Raw genomic sequence first — 15,921 nt, forward strand, 5'->3', positions numbered from 1 at the left:
CGTCCAGGTGATGGCCTGGGAGCTCGCGGCGAAGTCGGGGAACCGGGCGGACTCGGCGATCGCCATCCGGCTGAGCCGAACCAGATCCGGGTCGACGGACCGCGCCAGGATGGCGCGCGCGATCGTCTCCAGGCTGGCGGCGAGGTCGTCCGGCAGCGGTTCCAGGGCTCCTTCGTCCCGTTCCAGCCGCGTCAGCGCCCACGAGCTCACGGCGATGAAGAGCGCGCGCTTGTCGGAGTAGCGGGCGTAGAGCGTGCCCTTGGTGACGCCGGCGGCCTGCGCGACCGCCTCCATGCTGGTGCCGTCGTACCCGTTCTCCAGGAACGCGTCGACGGCCGCGCGCCGGATCCGGTCGGTCAGTCGGGCCGCCTGCGTCGACGTCGGCCGCCCTGAGCGGGATCGCTCCCTCCCCACCTCAGACACCACCCGACAACCCTACGGTCCCGCCCGTTTCGGGCGACGGTGCGCGACGGCCACGGGGCACGGGCCGCGTGTGACGAGCACGGGCCGGGTGCGACGGGCAGGGGCCGCGGGCGCCGGGCGGGAGCCAGCGGCGCCGGCGTCCGCGTCCGGCCGGTTGACCTAAATCGTACGGGACCGTATGGTTAATCAACCGGACGGCACCGTACGATTTTCGGCCGCTGGCCCGCTGCCACGACCGACTCGGGAGGCAGATCGATGGCGCACTTCCCCAAACCCGCCGAGGGCAGCTGGACCGAGCACTTCCCGAGCCTCGGCACCGGCTTCGTCTCGTTCGAGGACTCGATCTCGCCCGAGTACTACGAGGTCGAGCGCAAGGCGATCTTCCAGCACACCTGGCTGAACGTCGGCCGCGTCGAGCAGATCCCGAAGACCGGCAGCTACTTCACCAAGGAGATCCACGCCGCCCGCACGTCGGTGATCGTCGTCCGGGACGCCGATGGCGGGGTCCGCGCGTTCCACAACATCTGCCGCCATCGCGGTAACAAGCTGGTCTGGCAGGAGAACCCGGGCGAGGAAGTCAGCGGCACGGCCCGCCAGTTCATCTGCAAGTACCACGCCTGGCGTTACGGCCTCGACGGCGCGTGCACGTTCGTGCAGCAGGAGTCGGAGTTCTTCGACCTCGACAAGGCGACGCTCGGGCTCGTCCCAGTGCGCTGCGAGGTGTGGGAGGGCTTCGTCTTCATCAATCTCGACGACAACGACTCCACGTCGGCGCGCGAGTACCTCGGCCGTTTCGCGAAGGGTCTCGAGGGCTACCCGTTCGGCGAGATGACGCAGACCTGGAAGTACCGCGCCGAGGTCGGCGCGAACTGGAAGCTCTACATCGACGCGTTCGCCGAGTTCTACCACGCGCCCGTGCTGCACGGTAAGCAGTACGTGAGCTCCGAGAGCCGCAAGATCCAGGCATACGGCTACGAGGGGCTGCACTACGACATCGACGGGCTGCACGGGATGCAGTCCACCTGGGGCGGGATGTCACCGCCGAAGGACCTCAGCATGGTCAAGCCGATCGACCGCGCGCTGCGCAGCGGCAACTTCGGCCCCTGGGACCGGCCCGACCTCCCCGGGCTCGACCAGCTGCCGTCCGGCCTCAACCCAAGCCGTCACCACAAGTGGGGCAACGACTCCTACGTCTTCTTCCCGAACTTCATGATCCTGGTGTGGGCGCCGGGCTGGTACCTCACCTACCACTACTGGCCGACGGCCTACAACAAGCACATCTTCGAGGGCACCCTCTACTTCGTCCCGCCGAAGAACGCCACCGAGCGGATGCGTCAGGAACTGGCGGCGGTCACCTTCAAGGAGTTCGCTCTCCAGGACTCCAACACCCTGGAGGCCACCCAGACGATGCTCGAGTCCCGCGTCGTCACCCAGTTCCCGATCAACGACCAGGAAATCATGATCCGCCATCTCCACAAGACCGCGGCCGACTATGTCGCCAGCCACCAGGCGCAGCACTGAGCAAACGGCCGGGCAGCACACACGACCAGAAAGCGCCGACGGCCCCGGCCGGCCAGGAACCTGACCGGCCGGGGCCGTCGGCGCTATTTTCATGATCTGGTGGAATCTTGGGAGAAAAGACTCCGGGGATTCCGCCAGATCATGAAATGGCCCAGATCGCGAGCTCAGATCACGATGGGCAGCTTCTGGTAGCCGCGGACGGTGCTGGTGTGGAGGCGGACGGCGTTCTCGTGGTCGACCTCCCAGGTCGGGAAACGCTTCAGGGTCTCCTCGATCGCCAGCCGGCTCTCCAGGCGGGCGAGCCCGGCGCCGAGACAGAAGTGGATGCCGTGGCCGAGGGAGACGTGGCTGTCGAAGCTCCGGTGGATGTCGTAGACGTCGGGGTCGTCGTACTTGCGGTCGTCGCGGCCGGCGGAGCCGGTGAGCAGCAGGATCTTGGACTTGGCCGGGATCGTGGTGCCGTGCAGCTCGACGTCGCGGGTGGTGACCCGCCCCTGCACGGGGGACGGCGCCTCGTAGCGCAGCGTCTCCTCGACGGCGTTCCTGGTCAGGGACGGGTCGGCGGCCAGCTCGGCGCGCTGGTCGGGGTGGGCGGCGAGGATGTCGGCGGCCCAGCCGAGGAGGCGGGCCACGGTCTCGGTGCCGGCGGCGGTGAGCAGGGTGGTGAAGTCGGTGGCCTCCYGCGTCGAGAGCCGCCGGGTACCGCCGTCGGCGGCGCGGACCTCGGCCTGGACGAGGGCGGTCATCAGGTCGTCCCGAGGCGTGACGCGGCGGGCCTCGATCTGCTCGGCGAAGTACAGGTGCAGCTTCGTGGCGGCGGCCACGGCGATCTCGTTGGCCATCCCGGCGGTCTCGTCGTGGTGGAAGGTCCCGTCGATCATGTGGCGGACCTCCTCCCGGTCCGCCGGGTCGACCCCGATGAGCTGGGAGATGACCATGGAGGGCAGCAGCGCTGCGAAGTCCTGGACGTAGTCGAACCCGCCGCCGCCGACATGCGGGTCGAGCAGCTGGGCGCAGGTCTCGCGGATGGCGCCCTCCAGGCCGCCGACCCGGCGCGGGGTGAAGGCCCGGGAGACCAGGACCCGCAGCGTCGTGTGGGCAGGGGGATCCATGAAGATCATCTGCCCGGTGTCCCACGGCTCCGGGGTCATGATCTCGAGCACCGTGCCGTAGCGGGAGCTGAAGGTGGCCGGGTCCAGGTGGGCCTCGTCGACGTCCTCGAACCGCGATAACGCGTAGAAGTCGAACTTCTCGTTCCGGTATACCGGCCGCTCGTCCCGCATCCGCCGCCACACCGGGTGTGGGTCGAGATCCATCGCCTTGTCGTACGGATCCCAGTACAGATCCTCGGTCACGCTGGCCCTCTTTCGCTGATGCGATCGCCGATCGCCTTCTGGTTCGTGGAGTATGCGATCGTCGATCGCAGACTGTCAAGATGGTGCTTGAATGGTGGAATGGAGCGGCGATCACTCGTGGAGTCCGGCGATACCCGGCTCGACGCGCCTGAGCGCGCGGCCGGGGCGCGCGAGCATGGCACCGGTCCCGCCGAGCCAGCACCGCCGGCTCCCCCTGGGTACGAAGGCACACCGCCCGAGGCKGGTTCCGCCCGCTGGTGGGCACAGCGGGCGGCGTCCGCCGGCAGGCGGCGCCCGCGCCCGGGAGGACTGTCCTCGCAGCGGATCGTCGAGGCCGCGCTGGACGTCCTGCGCGACGGCGGGATCGACGGGTTGACCCTGCGCTGCGTCGCCGAGCGGCTCGACACCACCATCGCCTCGCTCTACCGGCACATCGCCAGCCGGGACGAGCTGATCGCGCTGATCGCCGACCACGTCATGGGCGAGATCCGGCTCGACCGCACCGGCCGTGGCTGGCGCGCCGACATCGAGGCGTTGATGCGCGACTTTCGCCGGATCAGCCTCGACCAGCCACTGCCGCCGTCCGCGCGCAGCAGGACCGGCTACGGGCCGAACATGCTGCGGGTCGTCGACGCGGCGCTTGGCCTGTTCCTGGAGGCCGGCCTGACCGCGGACCAGGCGGGCTACGCCACCATCACGATGCTGGAGCTCATGGCCAGCGACGCGATCCTGCGGGTCCACCGCCCCCAGAGCTCGGGCGGCCCGACGGGATCCGACGGGTTCGGCGAACTTCTCGACGGGCTACCGGCCGACCAGCTCACCGCCCTGCGCGCCGCCGGCGGCAGCTACATCAGCGCCAACGCGGACGACGTCTTCGACCACAGCATGGCCATCTTCCTCGACGGCGTGGCCAGCCGGGTGCCCAGGAGCGGGTGACGGCGCCGGGCTGGTCGCCCGGTCAGGCGCCGGGCTCCTCCACCGGTCAGGGGGTTTCGAGGATCTGGCGGGTGAGGGTGGCGCGGTCGAGCTTGTGGACGGCGGTGAGCGGCAGGTCGGCGGCCACGCGCAGGTCCTCGGGGAGCTTGTAGTGCGCGAGGAGGCCGGAAAGGTGGTCGCGCACCTCGGCGAGCGTCGGCGGGCGGGCGCCGTCGCGGGGGACGACGACGGCGACGCCGATCTCGCCCATCACCGGGTCGGGGCGGGGCACGACGGCGCACTGGGCGACGGCGGGGTGGGTGCCGAGCGCGGCCTCGACCTCCGCCGGATAGACGTTGTAACCGCCGCGGATGAACATCTCCTTGCGCCGCCCGACCAGCCGGACCAGGCCCCGCTCGTCGACGCGGCCCAGGTCCCCGGTGCGGATCCAGCCGTCGACGACCGTCGCCGCCGTCGCCGCCGGGTCGCGCCAGTAGCCGGCGAACGCGCTCGGGGTGCGCAGCCACAGCTCGCCGACCTCGCCCCCGCCGGCCGGGCGGCCGTCGTCTGCGCGGATCTCGCGGGCGATGCCGGGGCGCGGCCGGCCGATCGTGAACAGCGCCTCCTCGTCGTCGGCGTCCGGCGCGGTGCCCAGCCCGCAGCCACCCGACTCGGTCGAGGAGTAGCGCACGCTGTAGGGGGCGTTCAGCCGGCGGCGGGCCTCCTCGATGAGCGCCGGCGGTGACGCCGCCGCGCCTGCGATGATCACCTTGACGGCGCTCAGGTCGAAGCTGTCGAAGTCGGGAACGCGTAACAGCAGCGCGAGCTGCGGGGCGACGGCGTTGACGGTCGTCATCCGGTGCTCGGCGAGCAGCGCGAGGGTGTCCCGGGCCCGCCAGCGGCCCTGGATGTACATGCGCAGGCCGCGCCGCAGGTACCAGGGCAGCTTGGTCATGAAACCGACGTGGGCGAACTGGGTGGTCGCCATCGTCGGCTCACCGGGGCGGTCCGCCCACAGGCCGCCGGTGTCGATCTGGGTGACGGCGCGCAGCTGCCGCTCGGTGAAGACCGCCGCCTTGGGCGTGCCGGTGGTGCCGGAGGTGAACACGATCGCGACCGGGCGGGCCTCGTCGCCTGGCAGCGGGCCGGGCGCGGTCGCCGAGCCGGTCTCGAGCGCCGCCGTGCCGTACGCCGCCAGCTCGTCGACCTCGTGGCCGTTGGTGAGCACGACGACCGGGTCGGCGAGCTCGGTGAGCCGTTCCTGCTCGGGCGGGGCGAGCACCGGGTTCACCCCGGCGGTGATGGCGCCCAGTTTCGCGGCGGCGGCGTAGGCGAGCACGTAGCGGCTGGTCGAGGCGATCCGCAGGACCAGCCGGTCGCCGGTGCCCAGCCCGCGAGCCGCGAGCCCGGCCGCGACCGCGTCCGAACCGGTGTCCAGCGCCGCGAACGAAAGCCGGGTGCCGTCGGGATCGACGAACGCCGCCGCGTCCCCGAACCGCCGAGCCGCCTCCCGCACCGTGTCCGCCAGCATGAACCAGAACGTATCCAATCTGCATGTCACGGGCCCGCGGTCGGGAAACGAGCTGATCCAACGTTCCCCGGCGAACGGGAGACAACGGCGGGCTGGCGACGAGCGCGGCGCGGCGATCATTCGGCCGGACACGGGGTACGGCAGGCTGGTGCGTGGGCAGCCTGCTCGTGGTGGGCCATATGCGGTTTGATGAGGGTACGGGCCGCCAGAGGCACGCCGCGTCGGCGCTCCTGCACCGGCCGGATCACCACTGCGGGATCACCACTGAAGGACTGAAGGAGGGTCATCATGCGGGTCGTTGTCGATTTCGACGTCTGCGAGAGCAACGCGATCTGTGTCGGGCTGGTGCCGTCGGTTTTCGAGCTGGACGACAACGAGTACCTGTCGGTCGACGAGGAGCCTGACGAGTCGCTGCGTCCGGACCTGGAGAAGGCCGTGCGCTCCTGCCCCAAGCAGGCCATCAAGCTGGTCGACTGAGGCGGTTTTCGGTGGCGGGCGCTTCGCGCCCGCCACAGGATCGCCCCGCGAGCGTTGGTAGGAGACGGTCATGACCGACCATGTGCAGACCGAGGCAGCCGGCGGGGTGCTGACCGTCCGGATCAACCGGCCGGACAAGCGCAACGCGATCACGCAGGACATGTACCAGGCGCTCGGCGACGCGCTGGTCGGCGCGGAGGCCGACGAGTCCGTCCGGGTCGTGCTCTTCACCGGCAGCGGCGGCGCGTTCACCGCCGGGAACGAGCTCGCCGACATCGCCGAACGCGACGTCCTCGAGCCGGGCGGCCCGACCGACCGCTTCATCCGGGCACTCATCGACACGACCAAGGTGCTGGTCGCCGAGGTCGACGGCGCGGCGATCGGCATCGGCACGACGATGCTGCTGCACTGCGACCTGGTGTACGCGACGGCCCGGTCGAAGTTCGGGATGCCGTTCGTCAACCTCGGGGTGGTGCCGGAGGCGGCGTCGTCGGTGCTGCTGCCCCGGCTCACCGGGCAGCAGCGGGCGTCGAAGCTGCTGTTGTTCGGGGACGTCTTCAGCGCGCAGGAGGCGTTGGAGGCCGGGATCGTCACCGAGGTGCTGGCGGACGCCGACGCGCTGCGGGCACGGGTCGCCGACCGGGTGGCGGCGCTGCTCGCCCGCCCCGCGGGGGCCCTCGCGGCGGTCCGCCGGCTGCTGCACGGCGACACGACGATCGCCGAGCTGCACGCCGCGGCGACGCTGGAGGGCGAGGTCTTCACCCGCACCTCCAGGTCCCCCGAGGCCCAGGCCGCCATCGCCAGACTCACCAGGCGCTAGGGTCCTGCCCGTAGATCGTCGGAGTCGCCGTAGCCACGGCCGTGGCCGTGGCCGTGGCCGTGGCCGTCAGCGGCCGTCGGTGGTCATGGATCATGGAGCCATGGCCCGCCGGCGACGACGGTGGCGACGATGACGGGGAGGTCCGCATGGTCGAGCGTCGGGTGGGGCGGCCGCCCCGGATCGACCGGGCCATGATCGCCAGAGCCGCCGGTGAGATCGGCATCGACCAGGTCAGCCTGCGCTCGGTGGCCGACCGGCTCGGGGTGAGTGTCCCCGGGCTCTATCACTATGTGCGGGGCCGCGACGACCTGCTCCAGCTGGCCGCCGAGCAGTCCGCGGCGACGATCGCGCTGCCGGCCGACCGCGGCCAGCACTGGGCGTTATGGCTGCTGGAGTCGGCCGACATCCTGCGGCGCAGGTTCGTCGAGTCGCCCGCGTTGCTGGCCCAGTTCATGAGCGGCGCCTTCGGGCTGGACCAGATGGTCGACGTGCTGGAGGCCGTGATCGCGGCGCTGGTCGGCAAGGGGTTCGGCGCGCGCGAGGCGTTCGAGGCCTACGTGCTGGTGACGCAGGGCGCGATGGGCGCGGCGGTCGGCGAGATCCGCCGCCGGCAGATCGACGAGACCAACCACCCGATCGCACTGGAGTACCAGCGGGTGTTCGCCCAGCGGGACCCGTCGGACCTGGCGCACCTGCGGGCGATGCTCGCCGACGGCCCGCCGCCCGAGTCGAGGCCGGACGACCAGCTCACCACCGTGCTCGCCGGCATCGCCGCCCGTCGCGGCGACGACTGGCGCGACGTCGTCGCCCAGCTGCACCAGCGCTCCCGGGGCTGACCGGCGCACCGGGCCGCCCGGGTGGCGCGTGGCCCGGATGGCGCCGGCCCGGTCAAGCGGTTCGGGGGCCGCGGCCAGGGCACACCGGACGACGTGACTCGGATGCTTCCTCCCCAACGTCAGCCGGATGCGCCGCGTCGCTCCGTCGGCAGGTTCGCCGCGTTCACCGGCGCGGCGCCGGCCCGAAGCCCGCTGCGGCTGCGGGCCGCGCTCGCGTTGTTCGGGCTGGTGTTCTGTGGTGTCGCCGCGGGGCTGTTCGCCGCCGCCGGCTGGACGGTGCCCGCCATCCTGCTCTGTGTCGTCGGGGCCACGGCCGTCGTAGACCTGATCGTGATCGGGCGCCGGATGCGCCAGCGGCGGCGCTCGCTTCCGCCGGGCTTCGGCCAGGGCGCCGCGCCCGGGAACCGACCCCGCAGCGGGAGCTACCCGCAGTAGGGCCGTGCCCGCTTTCTGATGGTCCATGAGGAATGCCGCCGCGGCGGCCCGCTACGCCCGCGCAAGGCCGGCCGGCGACCGGCCGCGCACCATGGTCCTGACCAGCGGCTATACGATCGTGCGCCCGGAACCGTTGACCTTGGTCCCCGCACGCTCTTACCTTCGTGCTCCCACTATCTGACGGGCCATCAGATATGGCTCTCGGAGCACGGAGGAGACCGCGATGGGACGACGGCGCGACGACCTGGGCGGCACGGAGTCTGGCGGCGACGACGCGGACGGCGCCGGCTTACCCGGCCTGTCCGGCATGTCAGGCCTGTCTGACATTGCAAGCACGGCAAGCACGGTAGGCACGACAGGCGCCGCCGGAACCGCCGGCGGGGGGACGCGGCGCGTGGTGCTGGCAGGGGCGCTCGGCGCGGCGGCGGTGACGGCCGTCGGCTGGACGCCGGTCGCGCGGGTGGCGGCGGCGCACGCCGACCCGCCGGCGCCGCCGAACTTCCCGGCGTCGATCCCGCTGTACCGGCAGACGTTCCAGAACTGGTCGCGCGAGATCAACGTCACCGGCGTGTGGACCTGCGCGCCGGCGACCCCCGCCGACGTGGTGACCCTCGCGAACTGGGCCAGGGCCAACAACTACAAGATCCGCCCCCGCGGCATGGCGCACGGCTGGTCGCCGCTGTCGGTCGCCGTCGGGTCGACCGGCAACAACGTCATCTTCGTCGACACCACCCAGCACCTCACCACCGTCACGATCACCGGTTCGTCCGGGTCGACGCCGGCGACCGTACGCGCGCAGACCGGCGTCTCCATGGACAGTCTGCTCACCCAGCTGCAGGCCGCCGGCTACGGCCTGACCGCCACCCCCGCGCCCGGTGACCTCACCGTCGGCGGCGTGCTCGCGATCGACGCGCACGGCACCGCCGTCCCGGCCAGCGGCGAGACCCGGGTCGCCGGCACCACCTACGGCTCGCTGTCCAACCTGATCACGTCGCTGACCGCCGTCGTCTGGAACTCCGCGACCAGCCAGTACGTGCTGCGCACGTTCAGCCGGTCCGAGGCGGAGTCGAAGGCGTTCCTGGCACACCTGGGACGCGCGTTCCTCACCGAGGTGACGCTGCAGGTCGGCGCCAACCAGCGGCTGCGCTGCCAGAGCTGGTTCAACGTGCCGTGGACGGAGCTGTTCGCCGCCCAGGGCTCCAGCGGGCGCACCTTCGCCAGCTACGTCAACTCCGCCGGCCGGGTCGAGGCGATCTGGTTCCCGTTCACCGACACCCCGTGGCTGAAGGTGTGGAGCCGCAGCCCGAACAAGCCGCTGCTCTCCCGCCAGGTGTCCAGCCCGTACAACTACTCGTTCTCCGACAGCCTGCCGTCGTCGATCACGGACCTCGTCAGCCAGATCTCGACCGGCCACCCGGAGCTCGCCCCGACGCTCGGCCAGACGCAGATCGCCGTCGTCGGCGCCGGCCTGATCACCACCTCCACCTGGGACATCTGGGGCTGGTCGAAGGACCTGCTGCTCTACGTCCGCCCGACCACGCTGCGGGTCACGGCCAACGGCTACGCGATCCTCACCAGCAGGGCGAACATCCAGCGCGTCATCAACGAGTTCTGCACGTACTACAACAACAAGCTGACCACCTACCAGAACAACGGGCAGTACCCGATGAACGGGCCGGTCGAGATCCGGGTCACCGGCCTCGACGCCGCCGGCGACGTCGGCGTGCCGAGCTCCGGCTCGCCGCAGCTTTCCGCCCTGCGCCCACGGCCCGACCACCCGGAATGGGACGTCGCGGTCTGGCTGGACATCCTCACCGTGCCTGGCACTCCGTACGCGAACCAGTTCTACCGCGAGGTCGAGGCCTGGGTCTTCTCCAACTACTCGGGCAGCTACGCCTCGGCCCGGGTGGAATGGTCCAAGGGCTGGGGCTACACGAACAGCGCCGCCTGGGCCGACGGCACCGCGATCGGCACGACGGTGCCGAACTCGCTGCGCACCGGTCAGCCGGGCGGGGACAACTTCGACACCGCGGTCGCGACGCTGAACGCGTTCGACCCGAACCGCGTCTTCTCCAGCCCCCTGCTCGACGCCCTCCTGCCCTGAGCTCGACGCCCTCCTGCCCTGACGCGGTGGCCGGGACGGACGCGCCGCGTTCGTCCCGGCCACCGCCGTATCGTGGCCCGAGGCGACCATGAGTGCCCGGCGAGGCGCATCCAGCGGCCGCGGGGCGACGAGCTGGGGGGACGAGTGGACAGCGCGCCGGAGGACCGGGAGCAGGCGGCGCTACGCTCCGGGCTGCGCCGGATGCGGACGGTCGCCGCCTGCCTGCTGGGATTCGCGGTCGCGGTGTACATCGCGACCTCGCTGTGGCGGGACGCGCCCGGCTGGGTGGGCTATGTGCGGTCCGCCGCCGAGGCGGGCACGGTCGGCGCGCTGGCCGACTGGTTCGCGGTGACGGCCCTGTTCCGCCACCCGCTGGGCCTGCCGATCCCGCACACCGCGATCATCCGCAAGCGCAAGGACGACCTGGGTCGCGGCCTGCAGTCCTTCGTCTCCACCCACTTCCTCACCGAGGCCATCGTCCGCGACAAGGTCAACCAGATCGAGGTGGCGAACCGGGTGGGGGCCTGGCTGTGYCAGCCCGACCACGCCGACCGGGTCAGCGCCGAGGTCGCCGCCCGGCTCGCGTCGACGCTGCGCAAGGCGAACGACGAGCTGATCGTCGAGCTGGTCGAGAAGTCGGTGGTGCCCCGGCTGGTGGACGTGCCGCTGGCGCCGGTGCTCGGCGTCCTGCTCGAGCGGGCGATCGAGGACGGGCTGCAGCACCGCGTCGTCGACGTGCTGCTCGAGCAGGCCGAGGACTGGCTGATCAAACATCCGAGCGCGGTACACGACGCCGTGCTGGACCGTGCCCCCGGCTTCGCGCCGAAGTGGCTCAACGAGGCGGTCGCGGCCAAGGTCTACGCCGAGGCGGTGAAGCTCATCGGCGCGCTGCGCGCGGACCGCCACCACCGGATGCGCCAGAGCCTCGACAGCTTCCTCACCGACCTGGCCGGCAAGCTGAGGACCGACCCGGACCTGCGGGCCAGGGTCGAGGACGTCAAGGCGAGGGCGCTCGCCTCCCCCGTCGCCGGCGACGCGATCTCCCGGATGTGGGAGACGGCCAAGGGCCTCCTACTCGACCTGACCACCGACGAGCACGGCGTGGCCCGCCGCGCGGCGACCACGCACCTGGCCAGCCTCGGCCTCAAGCTCACGGCCGACCCGGAGCTGGCCGCCTCCGTGAACCGCACGGCCGCGGACCTCGCGACGCGCGCCGTCGGCCGGTACAAGGGCGACATCGCGGCCATCATCGGCGACACCGTCGCCCGCTGGGAGCCGGCCGAGGCGTCCCGGCGCATCGAGCTGCAGGTCGGCCGTGACCTGCAGTTCATCCGGATCAACGGCACCGTCGTCGGCGCCCTAGCCGGCGTCCTGATCCACCTCGTCACCGAGCTCGCCCTGTAGGCCCCTGCCCGGCGGAAACCACGCCGGGAAGGGAGGAACCACCAGCACCACGAACCACGAACCACCGCCAACCACCACCGGCCCACCGAGAGGCCTCGACTGGCCGCGCCAGGAGGCGCGCAGGGTCACCACGCGGGGCGTCTGGCACCATGGGCACCCGTGACGACCGAGCGGACGCCGGCCGCGTCGTCGCGGCGGACTCCCCTGGTGCTCGCCATGCGGGTGCTGCCGGCCGGGTGGCCGGCCTTCGCGCCGGTGGTGCTGACGGGCCTGGTCGCCGTCATCTGGCTGACCTACGTACACCCGCTGGTCCATTTCGACATCGACGTGTTCCTGCGCGCCGGCACCGCCGTCGCCGCCGGGCGCGACCCCTACCCGCGGCCCGGCACCGCGGACGTCTACTCCGGGTTCGCGTTCGTCTACCCGTACCTGATCGCGTTCCCGTTCGCCCTACTCGCCTGGCTGCCGCGCGGCGGAGCCGAGGCGCTGTTCATCGGCCTGTCGGTGCTGGCCGTGCTCGCCGGCTGCCGGCTGGCCGGAGCGCGGCGCTGGAGCCTGTACGCGCTCGTGCTGGCCGCGTCGTCGACGATCATCGGACTGCAGATGGGGACGCTGAACGCGGCCCTGTTCGCCGGGCTCGCGGGGCTGTGGCGGCTGCGGGACCGTCCGGTGCCCGCCGGCCTGCTCGCGGCACTGCTCGTCTACAGCAAGCTCTTCCTGCTGCCGCTGCCGCTGTGGCTGCTGCTCACCGGGCGCCACCGCGCCGCGGCGGTCGCCGCGGGCACGCTCGGCGCGCTGTTCGGCCTCGGCGAGCTGGTCAGCCCGGTGGACCTCACGACCTACGGCGACATGCTGAACGCCCTGGCCCGCGCGGAGGCCCCCGCCGGCCTGAGCCTGACCGGGCTGCTGATGAACGCGGGCCTTGGCCTGGGACCTGCGACCTGGGTGGCGCGCTCGGTGGCCGTGGCCCTGCTCACCGCCTGCTGGGCCGTGGGGCGGCGGGCGGCGCGGGCGCGGTGGGCCGGCGACGACCGGCTGATGTTCGCCGCCACGGTCGCGGCGGCGCTGCTCGCGTCGCCGATCGTGTGGAGCCACTACCTGCTGCTGCTCGCGGCGCCGCTGCTGGTGCTCGAGGGCGGCGAGCGGGCCGGGGCGCTGGCCACGGCGACCGTCGTGAGCTGGCTGCTGGTGACCCCGCACCTGAGCACCCCGCCGGAGCTCTTCGCCTCGGCCCTCGTGCTCGCCGTGCTCGCCGCCGGTCCCTTCGGTGACGTCGCCCGCCGCGCCGCCGCCGAACGCGGGACCGGCGGCCTGGCCGCGCTCGCGGTCCCCGTGCTGGTGGTCGCGGCGCCCGCGGTGGCGGGGCTGGAGCTGTGCTGGGCGCTCGCCCGAGCGCACCACGGCGGCGACGCCGTGACCGGCGCCTACCTGGTGACGCTCGGCCTGCTCGCGCTGCCCGCCTGGGCCGCCCGCCAGGTGCGCGGTGGGTACGAGCCGCGGCGGGATCCGCGCGCGACGCGCCTAGCCGTAGGTGGGGTTCAGCCGCAAGCGGACGACGATTAGCTCACGCTCGTGGCGCCGGTCCGGCGAAAGGCCGGTCCGGCATGTACGGTGATAACTCTGACGGCTGCTCACGCCGTCATGCGCCCGCGCCGTCCGCGAACCACGCGGTCACCGGGCGTTAGGTCGGTGCGAGCGCGCGCCGGCTCACCTTGTTCGCTGGCCCTTCGGGTCCAGCTTCCCAAGGGCCGCAATGTCCGCCCGGGGGGACGACCCCCGGACCCCCCGATGTCGAGCTTCGCTCGACCGGGGACGCAGACGGGGCGGATCCTCGGGGGTTGGATCTTTGAGCCAGCTTCCTGGCCGCCATGGAGTCCGGTCTCGCACCGTCTGACGGAATTCGTCAGGCAGGCGGGTGGTTCCAGGTGGTCGGTTGGCGTGGTCCCTGACGGGGCCGGGCCTGGGTGGGTGGCGCGGTCGGCCCGAGGATCCTCTCGGTATCTCTCGCGAAGCCGGCCTGCCGCATACCGGCCGCCGGCACGTGTTCACGCATGGGCACGGTGGCCCCGACCTGATCGGTGGATCCACTGTCTCACCCCAGCAACTCCAAATCGTTCGTCTCCTACTCCGCGGGCTCCGGCTCGGGCTCGACCTCGAGCGGCCGGCCGGCACGCGGAGGCGGACGGACTCGCTCTGGCGGCGGCTACGGCGGGCACGGCCGCCCGAGTGGCCCGCGCCGCGGTGGCGCGGGCATCGGCCGGCGCCCGGCGCCGGCCCGTCCCGCGCTGCCGACCCGCGAGCCACGCCCGCCGGTCGAGTCGTTCGAGGCCGCCGGCCTCCCGGCCCGGCTCGTCCGTGCGTTGGCTGAGCGCGGCATCGCCGCGCCGTTCCCGGTCCAGGCCGCGGCTCTGCCGGATGTCCTCGCCGGCGAGAACGTGCTCGGCCGAGCCAAGACCGGCTCCGGCAAGACCCTCGGCTTCGGCCTGCCGATGCTGGCGAAGCTCGCCGGGCGCGGCCCGGCCACCCCGCTGCGCCCGCGGGGCCTGATCCTCGTCCCGACCAGGGAGCTCGCCCAGCAGGTCAGCGACGCGCTCGACCCGTTGTCGCGGTCGGTCAGCCTGTGGCTGCGCCCGGTCTACGGTGGAACGTCGATCTCCCGGCAGATCTCGCTCATGCGCCGCGGGGTCCACATCGTCGTCGCCACCCCGGGCCGGCTCCTGGACCTCGTCGAGCGCGGCGCCTGCCAGCTCGACGACGTCGAGATCACGGTGCTCGACGAGGCCGACTACATGTGCGACCTGGGCTTCCTGCCTGCGGTCCGGCAGATCCTCGACGCCACCTCCCCCAACGGCCAGCGGCTGATGTTCAGCGCCACGCTGGACCGCGAGGTCGAGGTGCTCGTCCGGGAGTACCTGCCCGATCCGGTCCTGGTCGCCGTCGACCCGGAGTCCAGCCAGGTCACGACGCTGACCCGGCATGCCCTGGAGGCCTCCGACAAGGTCAGCCAGCTCGAGGTCGTCACCGCGCTCGCCGGTGGCCAGGGCCGCACCCTGGTCTTCGTGCGTACCCAGCGCGACGCCGACCACGTCGCCAGGGACCTGACCCGCGCTGGCGTACCCGCCGAGCCGATCCACGGTGGCCTGCCGCAGGGCGCGCGTACCCGGGCTCTCGCCGGCTTCGCCGACGGCACCCGCCGGGTGCTGGTCGCCACCGACGTCGCCGCGCGCGGCATCCACGTCGATGACGTCCGCCTGGTCGTGCACCTCGGCCCGCCGGAGGACGCCAAGACCTACCAGCACCGCGGTGGGCGCACCGCCCGGGCCGGCGCCGACGGCGCGGACGTGCTCGTCACCGTCGCCGCCGACCGCGGCAAGGTCCGCGCGATGCTGCGCACGGCGGGCGCGGACGCCCAGATCACGCCGGTCAGGGCCAGCGACCCCCTGGTCGCGGAGATCGCCGGCCCGCCGGCCCCCCGCGTCGAGCCGGGTTCGATCCCGGCGCCACGGCCGGCGGCCGACAGCCGGCGCCGGGACGGCCGGCCGGGTGAGGGACGACAGGGCGGCTCCCGCTTCGGTGAGGGCCGCAGCGGCGGTGACCACGCCGGCCGGGGTGGCTTCAGCCAGCGCGGCGCCGCCGGAGGTGGCCGGACGTCTCGCGACGGCCGCGGTGCCCCCCGCCGGGGCCCGCGCTTCGACCGTCCCCACCACGACGGCGACGCCGCCCCGGCCGCCTCGGCCTGACAGCACAGCCGGGTGACTGTCCTGACGCGGTCGCAGCCACCCGGCGGGACGTCCTGACCATGGGACGCTGACGAGGCATTCAGATAGGCCGGCCAGTCCAGGAAACCTGGACTGGCCGGCCTATCTGGCTTTACGCTTCGCGCCCGGCAACGGACGTCTGCCCTTCAGCGCCGAGGTGATCCTCGCGTTCAGGCGCTGCTGGCTGTGGCCAACGTGCCACATTCCGCACACGCAGGGATAAGCCACAAGATCGGATGATCCGTCCCGGCGGAAGCGAAGGTCGTTGCGATGGCGCAGCGCGGCCTGCTCGGTCGGGTACGCCTGCTTTTCCGGACGTGGGCACTGCTTCAAGGTCATGTC

The 15,921-nt window shown here is 72.4% G+C and carries 14 protein-coding genes; 10 read left to right on the forward strand and 4 right to left on the reverse strand.

Annotation, left to right across the window (positions count from 1 at the left end; genetic code table 11):
* Positions 1–414: TetR/AcrR family transcriptional regulator (locus tag BCD49_RS04960; RefSeq protein WP_131803380.1), on the reverse strand; the 414-nt coding region annotated here is incomplete at its 3' end.
* A gap of 264 nt (positions 415–678) precedes the next feature.
* Between BCD49_RS04960 and BCD49_RS04965 the strand changes: the two genes are divergently transcribed.
* Positions 679–1,944, forward strand: a complete 1,266-nt coding sequence (locus tag BCD49_RS04965; protein ID WP_007509462.1) for an aromatic ring-hydroxylating oxygenase subunit alpha — start codon at positions 679–681, stop codon at positions 1,942–1,944.
* A gap of 164 nt (positions 1,945–2,108) precedes the next feature.
* Here the strand turns inward: BCD49_RS04965 and BCD49_RS04970 are convergent, their stop codons facing one another.
* The gene (locus BCD49_RS04970; RefSeq protein WP_071041213.1) at positions 2,109–3,299 is read right to left on the reverse strand and encodes a cytochrome P450; all 1,191 of its coding nucleotides are present in this window, start codon (positions 3,297–3,299) and stop codon (positions 2,109–2,111) included.
* A 99-nt stretch (positions 3,300–3,398) separates the two neighbouring features.
* Here BCD49_RS04970 and BCD49_RS04975 point away from each other — a divergent pair, with 99 nt between their 5' ends.
* Entirely contained in the window at positions 3,399–4,235 is an 837-nt protein-coding gene (locus tag BCD49_RS04975; RefSeq protein ID WP_035925239.1) for a TetR/AcrR family transcriptional regulator, read from the forward strand.
* Between the two features lie 46 nt (positions 4,236–4,281).
* Here BCD49_RS04975 and BCD49_RS04980 read toward each other — a convergent pair whose 3' ends face one another.
* A complete protein-coding gene (locus BCD49_RS04980) occupies positions 4,282–5,745 on the reverse strand; it encodes a class I adenylate-forming enzyme family protein (RefSeq protein ID WP_007509456.1) in 1,464 nt (487 codons plus the stop codon).
* Between the two features lie 288 nt (positions 5,746–6,033).
* Between BCD49_RS04980 and BCD49_RS04985 the strand changes: the two genes are divergently transcribed.
* The 8 genes from BCD49_RS04985 (at position 6,034) to BCD49_RS05020 (ending at position 15,561) form a co-directional block, all read left to right on the forward strand.
* Positions 6,034–6,222: a ferredoxin gene (locus tag BCD49_RS04985; RefSeq protein WP_007509454.1), complete on the forward strand. Its 189-nt coding sequence runs from the start codon at positions 6,034–6,036 to the stop codon at positions 6,220–6,222.
* 70 nt (positions 6,223–6,292) lie between these two features.
* Positions 6,293–7,042, forward strand: coding sequence for an enoyl-CoA hydratase-related protein (locus BCD49_RS04990; protein ID WP_007509453.1), 750 nt, complete (start codon positions 6,293–6,295; stop codon positions 7,040–7,042).
* Positions 7,043–7,134: 92 nt separating this feature from the next.
* Positions 7,135–7,878, forward strand: a complete 744-nt coding sequence (locus BCD49_RS04995) for a TetR/AcrR family transcriptional regulator (protein WP_131803374.1) — start codon at positions 7,135–7,137, stop codon at positions 7,876–7,878.
* Between the two features lie 102 nt (positions 7,879–7,980).
* Positions 7,981–8,313 (forward strand): DUF6343 family protein, encoded by a 333-nt coding sequence (locus BCD49_RS05000; RefSeq protein WP_131803375.1) that lies wholly within the window; start codon positions 7,981–7,983, stop codon positions 8,311–8,313.
* Between the two features lie 223 nt (positions 8,314–8,536).
* Positions 8,537–10,417 (forward strand): cholesterol oxidase substrate-binding domain-containing protein, encoded by a 1,881-nt coding sequence (locus tag BCD49_RS05005; RefSeq protein WP_007509447.1) that lies wholly within the window; start codon positions 8,537–8,539, stop codon positions 10,415–10,417.
* A gap of 144 nt (positions 10,418–10,561) precedes the next feature.
* A complete protein-coding gene (locus BCD49_RS05010; protein ID WP_007509444.1) occupies positions 10,562–11,821 on the forward strand; it encodes a DUF445 domain-containing protein in 1,260 nt (419 codons plus the stop codon).
* 159 nt (positions 11,822–11,980) lie between these two features.
* Entirely contained in the window at positions 11,981–13,384 is a 1,404-nt protein-coding gene (locus tag BCD49_RS05015; protein ID WP_232794153.1) for a glycosyltransferase family 87 protein, read from the forward strand.
* A gap of 515 nt (positions 13,385–13,899) precedes the next feature.
* The gene (locus BCD49_RS05020) at positions 13,900–15,561 is read left to right on the forward strand and encodes a DEAD/DEAH box helicase (protein WP_007509441.1); all 1,662 of its coding nucleotides are present in this window, start codon (positions 13,900–13,902) and stop codon (positions 15,559–15,561) included.
* Positions 15,562–15,681: 120 nt separating this feature from the next.
* Here the strand turns inward: BCD49_RS05020 and BCD49_RS43075 are convergent, their stop codons facing one another.
* A complete protein-coding gene (locus BCD49_RS43075) occupies positions 15,682–15,918 on the reverse strand; it encodes a hypothetical protein (RefSeq protein WP_131803376.1) in 237 nt (78 codons plus the stop codon).
* Between the last annotated feature and the right edge of the window lie 3 nt (positions 15,919–15,921).

Origin of the sequence: Pseudofrankia sp. EUN1h, from assembly GCF_001854645.1 — a bacterium.
Taxonomy (GTDB): domain Bacteria; phylum Actinomycetota; class Actinomycetes; order Frankiales; family Frankiaceae; genus Pseudofrankia; species Pseudofrankia saprophytica.

Coding starts and splice junctions, on each gene's coding strand:
- BCD49_RS05000 (WP_131803375.1), top strand. CDS start 7,981: ATGCTTCCTCCCCAACGTCAGCCGGATGCGCCGCGTCGCTCCGTCGGC.
- BCD49_RS04990 (WP_007509453.1), top strand. CDS start 6,293: ATGACCGACCATGTGCAGACCGAGGCAGCCGGCGGGGTGCTGACCGTC.
- BCD49_RS05005 (WP_007509447.1), top strand. CDS start 8,537: ATGGGACGACGGCGCGACGACCTGGGCGGCACGGAGTCTGGCGGCGAC.
- BCD49_RS04985 (WP_007509454.1), top strand. CDS start 6,034: ATGCGGGTCGTTGTCGATTTCGACGTCTGCGAGAGCAACGCGATCTGT.
- BCD49_RS04965 (WP_007509462.1), top strand. CDS start 679: ATGGCGCACTTCCCCAAACCCGCCGAGGGCAGCTGGACCGAGCACTTC.
- BCD49_RS04995 (WP_131803374.1), top strand. CDS start 7,135: ATGGAGCCATGGCCCGCCGGCGACGACGGTGGCGACGATGACGGGGAG.
- BCD49_RS04980 (WP_007509456.1), bottom strand. CDS start 5,745: ATGCTGGCGGACACGGTGCGGGAGGCGGCTCGGCGGTTCGGGGACGCG.
- BCD49_RS43075 (WP_131803376.1), bottom strand. CDS start 15,918: ATGACCTTGAAGCAGTGCCCACGTCCGGAAAAGCAGGCGTACCCGACC.